Raw genomic sequence first — 8299 nt, forward strand, 5'->3', positions numbered from 1 at the left:
GAAGAAACAGGCTCACCTGAGCCGAACAAAGAAACGCAACAGGAATCGAAAAAGTCGAAATCAGGGTTGTCGATGTCATCCGTCGTGTAGATGATCCGGCGCACGCTTTCTGGGAAGGCGAAGAACGGCACGACGTGCTGCCAGTTGCGCCGCCAGCTCTGAGTGATCGCGGGATATCGCTGGCCCCAGTAGCCGGCCTCGAATTCCTCCAGGGCCTTCATGCCGGCTTCGGCGTCCTTGGCCCGGTAGATCGCACGCAGCGCCGGCACGACGGGCTTGCGGTCCTTCCATGACACGAACTCCAGGGAATGGCGGATCAGGTGCACGATGCAGGTTTGAACCACGGTTTGGGGGAAGACGGCGTTGATCGCCTCGGGAAAACCCTTTAGGCCATCGACGACGGCGATCAAGACGTCGGCGACGCCACGACTCTTCAACTCGTTCATGACGCGCAGCCAGAACTTGGCGCCCTCGGTCTGCTCGATCCAGATGCCGAGGATCTCCTTCGTGCCATCCGGCAGGATGCCGAGCGCGATGTAGACGGCCTTGTTCCTGACGAAGCCCTCGTCCCTGATCTTGACCCGGATGGCATCGAAGAAGACGAGCGGATAGACCACATCCAGCGGGCGATTCTGCCACTCTGCCACTTCCTCCAGGACAGCGTCGGTGACGGCCGAGATCAGGTCCGGTGACACGTCTATGCCGTAGAGCTCCTCCAGGTGGCCGCGGATCTCGCGCACCGTCATGCCGCGCGCATACATGGAGATGATCTTCTCGTCGAAGTCTGGGAAGCGGCGCTGATATTTGGCGATCAGCTTCGGATCGAAGGTTCCGGCACGGTCGCGCGGGCTCGTCAGAGTCATCTTCGATGTGCCCGTCAGCACCGATTTCCGCGAATGGCCATTGCGGCGATTGGCGTTGCCGTCGGCCTGCTCCTCATCGAGGTGCTCGTCCAGTTCGGCGTTCAGAATCCGCTCCGAAAGCGCCTTCTTCAGATCGTCGAGCAGCCCGTCTCTGGCGAAAACCTCATTCGGATCGCGACCCGCAAGCAGTTGGTCCAGAAGTTCCTTCTCAATAGCCATGTGATGATTCTCTCCTTTCCATCATCATGGCCTCGCGCACAGAATTCCTGACAGTCCCTTTGCGATTGGCCGACCGGCTTGCGGCTGCGATCCACGTCCGCGTCACCCGCAGCGGGTGAGGCACGCCATGGCCGACATCCTGCGCGCCCGCATCTTTGCGATCGCCTGCGGCTACGAGGATGCCACGATCTCGACCGGCTGCGCACCGACCCGGCCTTCAAGCTCGCCTGCGGACGGTTGCCCGACAGCGGGCTCGACCTGTGCTCGCAGCCGACATGCTCGCGCCTGGAGAACCTGCCCGACCTCAAGACCGTCATCCGGCTCGGCGATGTGCTAGGTCGACCTGTGGCTGTCGAGCTATGCCGCGCCGCCCGAGAGCGTGACGCTCGACATCGACGATACGCTCGATGTCGTTCAGGGCCATCAGCAGCTGTCGCTCTTCAACGCCCACTACGACGAGCGCTGCTTCCTGCCGATCCATCTCTATGACGCCGCCACCGGCCGCCCGGTCGCCATGATTCTGCGTCCCGGCAAGACGCCGACGGGCAAGGAGATCCGCGGCCATCTGCGCCGTCTTGTGCGGCGCATCCGCCGCCCGTTGGCCGACCACCCGTATCCTGGTGCGTGGCGATGGCCGTTACGGCCGGGCGCAAGTCATGGCATGGTGCGAGGACAACGGCATCGACTACATCTTCGGACTGCCCGGCAACACGGTTCTCCAGCGGCTCGTCGACGAGAGCGCCGACGACGTCCGCACCCGCCGCGCGCTCGAGTGCAAGTCTGTGCTGCGCGGCTATGCCGAGATCCACTACAAGGCGAAGTCCTGGAAGCTTGAGCGTCGCGTCTGCGCCCGCATCGACAGCAACCGCGATGGGCCTCGACATCCGCTTCGTCGTCACCAATCTCGACAGTGGCTCGGCTGAGCACCTCTACGACGTGATCTACTGCGCCCGCGGCCAGGCCGAGAACCTGATCAAGATGCACAAGAGCCAACTTGCCTCCGACCGCACCAGCTGCCGTTCGCCGATTGCCAACCAAGTCCGCCTCGTCCTGCACACCGCCGCATACTGGCTGATGCTCACCCTGCGCCAGGCGGTGCCCGCATCCCATCATCTCGGCAAAGCCGAGTTCGCCACGTTGCGGATCAGGCTTCTCAAGCTCGGCGCCCGCGTCATCGAAACCGTCTCGCGCGTCCGCCTGGCCTTCGCCGCCTGTCCCGAGGCCAGCCTGTTGCTGGCGCTCGCCAGCAATCTGCAGCCCGCTGGACCATGACCGCCGAGGCAGCAGCCCCCGTCGAACCAGACAACTTCAAACTCCAGCGCGTTCACAAGTCCAGACACAGCCGCGGTGAAAAAGACGCCCCGCCGCCACCTGTCCGCCGCTTAGCGCCAAACAAACCCAGAGGCGTCATGAATAAGACGGGCTAGCATCCGCGGCTTCCTCTCCAGCATGCGCGCCAGCCACGACCCTTTCGGGATCGATTTACGCCCCATCCAGTTCAGCCGCGACATCGCACCGATGATCAGCAAACGCCGGATGTCGATCTGCCCGGCCTTGGAGACGCACCCGAGACGCTGCTTGCCGCCCGATGAACGTTGCAATGGCCCAAGCCCCAACCACGCCGCAGACTCCCGACCGCGTTTGAAGTCTGACATCTCTGGGGCAGAGGTCTCGACCGCCAGTGCCGTCAATGGGCCGACCCCAGGCATCGTCTGCAGACGGCGCGCCTTGTCCGTCGCAGCCAGTTCTTCGCCTTCTTCGTCCTGGCATTGATCCGGCTCGTCTTCTCGGAAATTGGTTCCAGCAGGTTCAGACATTCCTCACGCACCAGCTCTGGAAGGTCGCTGTCCGGTGCTTCGACAATTGCTTCGATACCGTTGAGTTGACCGATCCCTTGCGGGACGGCGTGGCCGTATTCGTAAAGCGCGGCGCGCAGTGCATTCACCAGTTCCGTGCGGTGATGGACAAGACGTTCGCGCGACCGAAACAACAACACCGCTCTGGCTTGCTGCTCTTCCGTCCGTGGCTCGACGAATCGCATCTCTGGACGCTGTGCAGCGATCACAATCGCCTCGGCATCGGCGGCGTTCATTCTTCTGGCGTTTTCCAAAGGGTCATACGTATTGCGGGGCAATCAGGTTCACTTCATGGCCGAGCTTGATCATCTCCTGCGACACAATAATGGGCGCTGCTACAGGCCTCCATCACAACCACGGCCGGAGGCTGACCTACCATGAATTTCAGGAACTGCGACCGCGTCAGCTTTTTGCGGGATTTTTCTTGCCCTGTCATCGACGCCCCATGAAGCACGAAAACATTCTTTACCAAGTCCACCCGGATCATTGTATCTTTCGCTCACGGTTGCCGTCCTTTCTGCTTGTGGGCTTTGATCCATCATTTTGGCACGTCGATGCCGTCTGAAGTGGGCGGCAACCACCCCATCTGCGATCATCACCATCGGACCCGACAACCATGGCGAGATCGCCTTTGGCGCCCTGCAAGCCGGATTCGATCTCAGTTACAGCGCCTCGAAGCTCTTCTTCACATAGGCCGGCTTCGACGAGATGAATGATTCACCGGCGATGGCTCCGCCGAATTGATCGACCGCTCGATCGAGATCACATTCGCCTATCACAACGGCGACGAAGCCATCCTCAAGGCAATACGACAGACTTCTTCAGCCCTGTGTCGCAGGCCCGACAAAGCTGACAGAATGTCCGATGCGTCACTTGAGATACGTTGGCGTCGCCCGATAGCCACAACCGCCATGCGCTGATCGACTAGCGCCGCCATCGCGCACTAAAGGCGACGGTCAAATCCGCTGTAGTACTAGGCCGAACAAGTGCGTTGACTATTTCACGATCCACGCCAGCGAGCGACTGCACTACATTCCGCTAACCGTTCCTCGGATCGGTTGATGCGTCCGTCGTGATCGATCCGCCAGGCAGGGTTCAACGCCGTAGGAGACGCTGGACTCCTGCCGTCAATAACCATGCGCTCGGATCGAGCCATGGCGCGCTTTGCTGCCGCAAGGTCGGCTGGTGCGCGAGCGCTTCTTCACGCCTCGGCTTCGTCATTTAGCTATGACATCGTCTGTCGGACTAGTTTGAGCATCTAGCAGGGGGCTTATTTAGCCAGTTTCTTTTTGCCTCAGCCCAAATAGCTGAAGACAGTCACCAAATTGTGTTCTTCGCCTCGTTCCGGCCAGTTGGCACGAGTTTTGATACCGTCGTTTGCGAGGCGGCAGCAGGTGCCGGACGGGGCGCGCTTCCGATGATCATCTACCCGTAACGTAGAGGAACTGTCATGAACACTCCCGATCAGCAGACGGCACTGGAGCAAGCCGCACGCAAGCGCATCAAGGATTCCCACGCCCTCAACGGCGACGCCGGTCGCTTGGCCCAATTCTATCGCGAATGGGCCAGTTCCTACGATTTGGATGTGGCCCGTAATGGGTACTGGGGGCCGATGATCGTGGCGGAACTGGCGGCCGCCGTGCAGACCGCCTATTTGGCCAGGCATCGAGCAGCCATCGCAATCCTGGACGCTGGCTGCGGAACAGGCCTCGTCGGCGCGGAACTGGCAAGCCTCGGGTTCCGATTGATCGACGGGTTCGATCTCTCCGAGGAGATGGCCGAAAAGGCACGGCAAACCCGCGCCTACCGCCATGTCCGAGGCGATGTCGACCTTACGGGGCTGCCCTCCGAATACTTCAGTGTAAGTTATGATATCACGGTCTGCTGCGGTGTCTTCGCGCCCGGACATGTCGGACCAGGTGGACTGCGCGGCCTGGCTCGCGTCACGCGCCCGAACGGATTCATCATCGCAAGCATCCGCAAAAGCTATGCGGAGGCCACATCCTTTGAAGACCGTGTGCGGCGTCTGCAGGATGAGGGCGTCCTTATACAGGCACAGTGTTTAAGGAACGGCAGATACGCCGCCGAGGAGGGCGGGCACTATTGGGTCTTCCAGGTGCCCGAGAAGGTAAGCTTACCAACGGAGGAGCGGCCATGACCACGATACCGCAAATATCGCTGACGACAAACTGGGAGCCGATGCAAGGCGACAAGAAGAATCGGTGCGACTACGCATGCCCTGCGAGGAGTTCGGGTTCTTTACATTGTTGAGCATGGCACCCCGAAAGAACGCATCGCACTACCTATCCAGGCTTCCCGCCGATTCGTCATGCTGCCAGTTAAATAAGAAAATGCCCAAATCCTTGCGCCGACTCTAACGTCAAAAGAAGGTGTACTCATGCCCAAAGATCTCGTAGCCAGAATGGACGACAAGCTGCGCGCGAAACGCGAAAGCTTTGACAAAATCCCTGTGGTTGATATAGCGCCGCTTCTCGATGGCACGAACAAGCAGTGGGTGGCCAAGGAGATACGTTGGGCGCTGTCGAACACAGGGTTCATGTATGTCAAGAACCACGGGATTCCGCAGGACTTTGTTGATTCAATGTTCGACGAGGGCCGCCGATTCTTTGATCTGCCCTGGTCGCAGAAGATGTCATTGCATATTAGCAAATCCGATGTGGCGCTGCGCGGATATATCGAGCCGTTCGGGGAGAACACAGATCCGGGTAAGACGAAAGACCTCAAGGAGTGCTTTGACATAGGCCCTGAACGTTCGACACTTGAAGGTCCGTTTTTTGGCCCCAACCAGTGGCCGTCAAGCCTGCCCGAGTTTCGGGAACTGACATACAGTTACCATCAAAAGATGGTGGACCTCGCCACAAAACTCTTGAAGGGCATCGCGCTCAGTCTGAACCTACCGGAAAGCTATTTCGAGAACCTCATGCGGGACCCGATCAGTATCCAGCGCCTAATTCATTACCCGCCGCAGAGTGGTTATGTCACCGAAGACATCATCGGGATTGGCGCCCACACGGATTACGGCAATCTGACCATTCTCGCGCAGGACGACGTGGGTGGTCTTCAGGTCATGAACCGAGATGGCGATTGGGTGGAGGGCACGCCGATCCACGGCACTTTCATAATAAACATTGGTGACCTAATTCAGCGGCTCACCAATGATGTCTACTTGGCGAACTTGCACCGCGTGGTGAACACCTCGGGGGAGGAGCGATACTCAATTCCCTTCTTTATCGATGCTGATTTCAACGCGATCATAGAGCCATTGACCTCATGCATCACAAACAGCAACCCGCTTCGCTACAAGCCCGTGACATGCGGCGACTACAAATTCGAACGTTTCGCAGCAAGTTACGCTCACTTGGCCAAAGCGTGATGACACGGACAGATCTTACTCACGTGACACTGCCTGCCGCGCTTCATTGCGAATGAGCTGCAATGATTCGAAACCCTTAGCGTAGCGAGCCAGTTCGCAAACAGGCGGCTTTCGAAACCGCCCGCGGGCGGACTTTCAGAAAACGCCATGGGTGAGACAATACTGTCAGACACAGCGGCGACGGCGGCCATCGACCACGCCGGTTAGAGCTTCCAGCGCAAGCGACCGTCAAAGATCGGTGTCCGAGCATCTGCCCCGCGATCATTGCCGCTCCGTCGAACTGTGTTGCGGTTCGGCCAGACTGCTAGTCCTTTATCCGGACTTCTCGCCCAATGGCCTCACCGTTTCGTGGCTGACTCTCCGCTGACCACCTCGCCTACCACCTGGCCACGGTCACCGCGCATTCCAGGGAGGAGCGAGTCCTAACTGCTCCACCTCAGCGAATGCCACATCAGTCGGTTCCACTCGATTGTTGTCCGCGTAGGATCAATCTTGTGATTCACGATCCAAACGAAGACATCGTGATGTTTCCTGCTGCCGAAGATGCGTGTCGGTGTCGGGATTGGTCGGGGCGGCATTTAGGCTCGGATCGCCATGCCGCCAAAGGCGGAAAAAATTCGTCCGGTATAGGGTCAATTCATCTGAGGTGTGCGGCCTCGGTGCATTCACTGTCAGCGCTCAAGATCAGGTTCGACAAGCGCTCGGATTAATGCCGAAAGCTTGCCGGAAGCACTTCGAGAAATGTGATGCCGATGCGAAACCGCATGCTATGGCGATCTCGACAACGGGCAACTCTGTCTGTTCAATGAGACACTTGGCCCGGCTAAGTCTCAAATGCAGGTAGAAGCGCATAGGAGACGACGAAATCGACCGCTCGAAAAGCCGTTCGATCTGACGCTGTGAGCGGCCGATGCATTTTGCAATGTCGCGGAGCCGGCAGGGGGTCCTCAATATGTTCCTCCATGATGCGAATGACTTCTGCCAGCGGCTTGCAGATGCCGGTTTCACCAGCATTGATGGTCCATTGTCTATCCGAAGCAGGGCGCCAATGTCCGGCAGTCGTATGCCGGCAGACAGCTAACGCGGTGTCTCTGCCAAGGCGTTCGCTGATCAGCTCGATAACTAGGTCGAAGGACGCGAATTCTCCTGCGCAAGTCACGAGGTGAGTATCACGAACGAACAGTCGGTCGGTCACCTGGAGGTGGCCAAACGTTTCAGAGAAGGCGGCCCGCTTGTCCCAATGGATTGTGCATGCTGTATCGGTGAGCAGTCCGCTTTCCGCCAGCAGCCAGGTTGCGGTGCCTAACGCTGCTATTGGAACCCCGCGCCGCCTGCAAAGGCGAAGAACATTGATGAGGGAAGGCGACGTGTGTTTCTCGACCCGCGCCCCAGCACAGACAATGACCATGTTTGGGCTCTTGCCAGCCTGCACGCTTTGTCCCGCGCTGGCAAAATCGCTGCTGACCGACAAGCCGAAACCGGCGCATTCAACTGGATCGCCATCCTGGCTCGCAATCGTCCATTCGAAGAAGGACCGGAGACGGAATTGGCAATGCGAAGGGGATCCACAAACGAAGAAAGGCTGAGTTGCGAAAATCCGGGAAGCGCCAGGATGACCAGTCGATACACGTCGTCACACGCGTCGACCGCCTGCCGCCCGGGATTCCACCCCACGATCCGCGAGCGGTCCGCCGTTGAAAATGGCGCATTCATAAGGTCACATCCTCGTTGATGGTGCTCAACATCGTGCGGACCGCCACTGCTGGCTTGCGTGCACAGGCTATTCGCGGGAGCGTCTTGCAGGGATGGCCGCTGCGCCCATCAACTGCGAGTGTTGTGCTTGCGCTTCATGAAGTCCTTGGCGGTCTCGACTGCCACGGCCGCGTCGCGGCAATAGGCGTCGGCGCCGACGGCTTTGCCGAATTCCTCGTTGAGCGGTGCGCCGCCGACCAGTACGACATAGTCGT

Annotated in this window: 9 protein-coding genes and 2 pseudogenes; 5 read left to right on the plus strand and 6 right to left on the minus strand. The window is 59.2% G+C overall.

Annotated features, from left to right (window positions below):
• The coding region (locus NKH41_RS33500; RefSeq protein ID WP_352935892.1) for an IS256 family transposase at positions 1 to 1082 on the minus strand (1082 nt) is incomplete at its 3' end.
• 379 nt (positions 1083 to 1461) lie between these two features.
• On the opposite strand from NKH41_RS33500, the pseudogene NKH41_RS34335 reads away from it, so the two are divergent.
• From NKH41_RS34335 to NKH41_RS34345, 3 genes and pseudogenes are all read left to right on the plus strand, one after another.
• Positions 1462 to 1548: pseudogene (locus NKH41_RS34335) on the plus strand (hypothetical protein); the annotation flags it as partial.
• Between the two features lie 109 nt (positions 1549 to 1657).
• A complete protein-coding gene (locus NKH41_RS34340) occupies positions 1658 to 2005 on the plus strand; it encodes a transposase (protein ID WP_502906091.1) in 348 nt (115 codons plus the stop codon).
• Entirely contained in the window at positions 1953 to 2354 is a 402-nt protein-coding gene (locus NKH41_RS34345) for a transposase (protein WP_502906093.1), read from the plus strand. Before NKH41_RS34340 ends, NKH41_RS34345 begins: the two co-directional genes overlap by 53 nt.
• A 110-nt stretch (positions 2355 to 2464) precedes the next feature.
• Here NKH41_RS34345 and NKH41_RS33510 read toward each other — a convergent pair whose 3' ends face one another.
• Positions 2465 to 2773 carry a transposase gene (locus tag NKH41_RS33510; protein WP_352935895.1) on the minus strand — a complete coding sequence of 103 codons (309 nt, stop codon included), beginning with the start codon at positions 2771 to 2773 and terminating at the stop codon, positions 2465 to 2467.
• Positions 2770 to 3174, minus strand: a complete 405-nt coding sequence (locus NKH41_RS33515; protein WP_352935898.1) for a hypothetical protein — start codon at positions 3172 to 3174, stop codon at positions 2770 to 2772. The genes NKH41_RS33510 and NKH41_RS33515 overlap by 4 nt, the downstream gene beginning before the upstream one ends.
• Before the next feature lie 1214 nt (positions 3175 to 4388).
• On the opposite strand from NKH41_RS33515, the gene NKH41_RS33520 reads away from it, so the two are divergent.
• Both NKH41_RS33520 and NKH41_RS33525 read left to right on the plus strand, forming a co-directional pair.
• Positions 4389 to 5096: a class I SAM-dependent DNA methyltransferase gene (locus NKH41_RS33520; protein WP_352935900.1), complete on the plus strand. Its 708-nt coding sequence runs from the start codon at positions 4389 to 4391 to the stop codon at positions 5094 to 5096.
• Positions 5097 to 5336: 240 nt separating this feature from the next.
• Positions 5337 to 6332, plus strand: coding sequence for an isopenicillin N synthase family dioxygenase (locus tag NKH41_RS33525; protein ID WP_352935903.1), 996 nt, complete (start codon positions 5337 to 5339; stop codon positions 6330 to 6332).
• Between the two features lie 684 nt (positions 6333 to 7016).
• Here the strand turns inward: NKH41_RS33525 and NKH41_RS33530 are convergent.
• The 3 genes and pseudogenes from NKH41_RS33530 to NKH41_RS33540 all read right to left on the minus strand — a co-directional run.
• A complete protein-coding gene (locus NKH41_RS33530) occupies positions 7017 to 7256 on the minus strand; it encodes a helix-turn-helix domain-containing protein (protein ID WP_352935905.1) in 240 nt (79 codons plus the stop codon).
• A complete protein-coding gene (locus tag NKH41_RS33535) occupies positions 7156 to 7929 on the minus strand; it encodes a DJ-1/PfpI family protein (protein WP_352935907.1) in 774 nt (257 codons plus the stop codon). Before NKH41_RS33535 ends, NKH41_RS33530 begins: the two co-directional genes overlap by 101 nt.
• Before the next feature lie 224 nt (positions 7930 to 8153).
• Positions 8154 to 8299 (minus strand): annotated as a pseudogene (locus tag NKH41_RS33540) (cobalamin-binding protein); the annotation flags it as partial.

Source organism: Mesorhizobium sp. M1169, assembly GCF_040318345.1.
Lineage (GTDB): Bacteria > Pseudomonadota > Alphaproteobacteria > Rhizobiales > Rhizobiaceae > Mesorhizobium.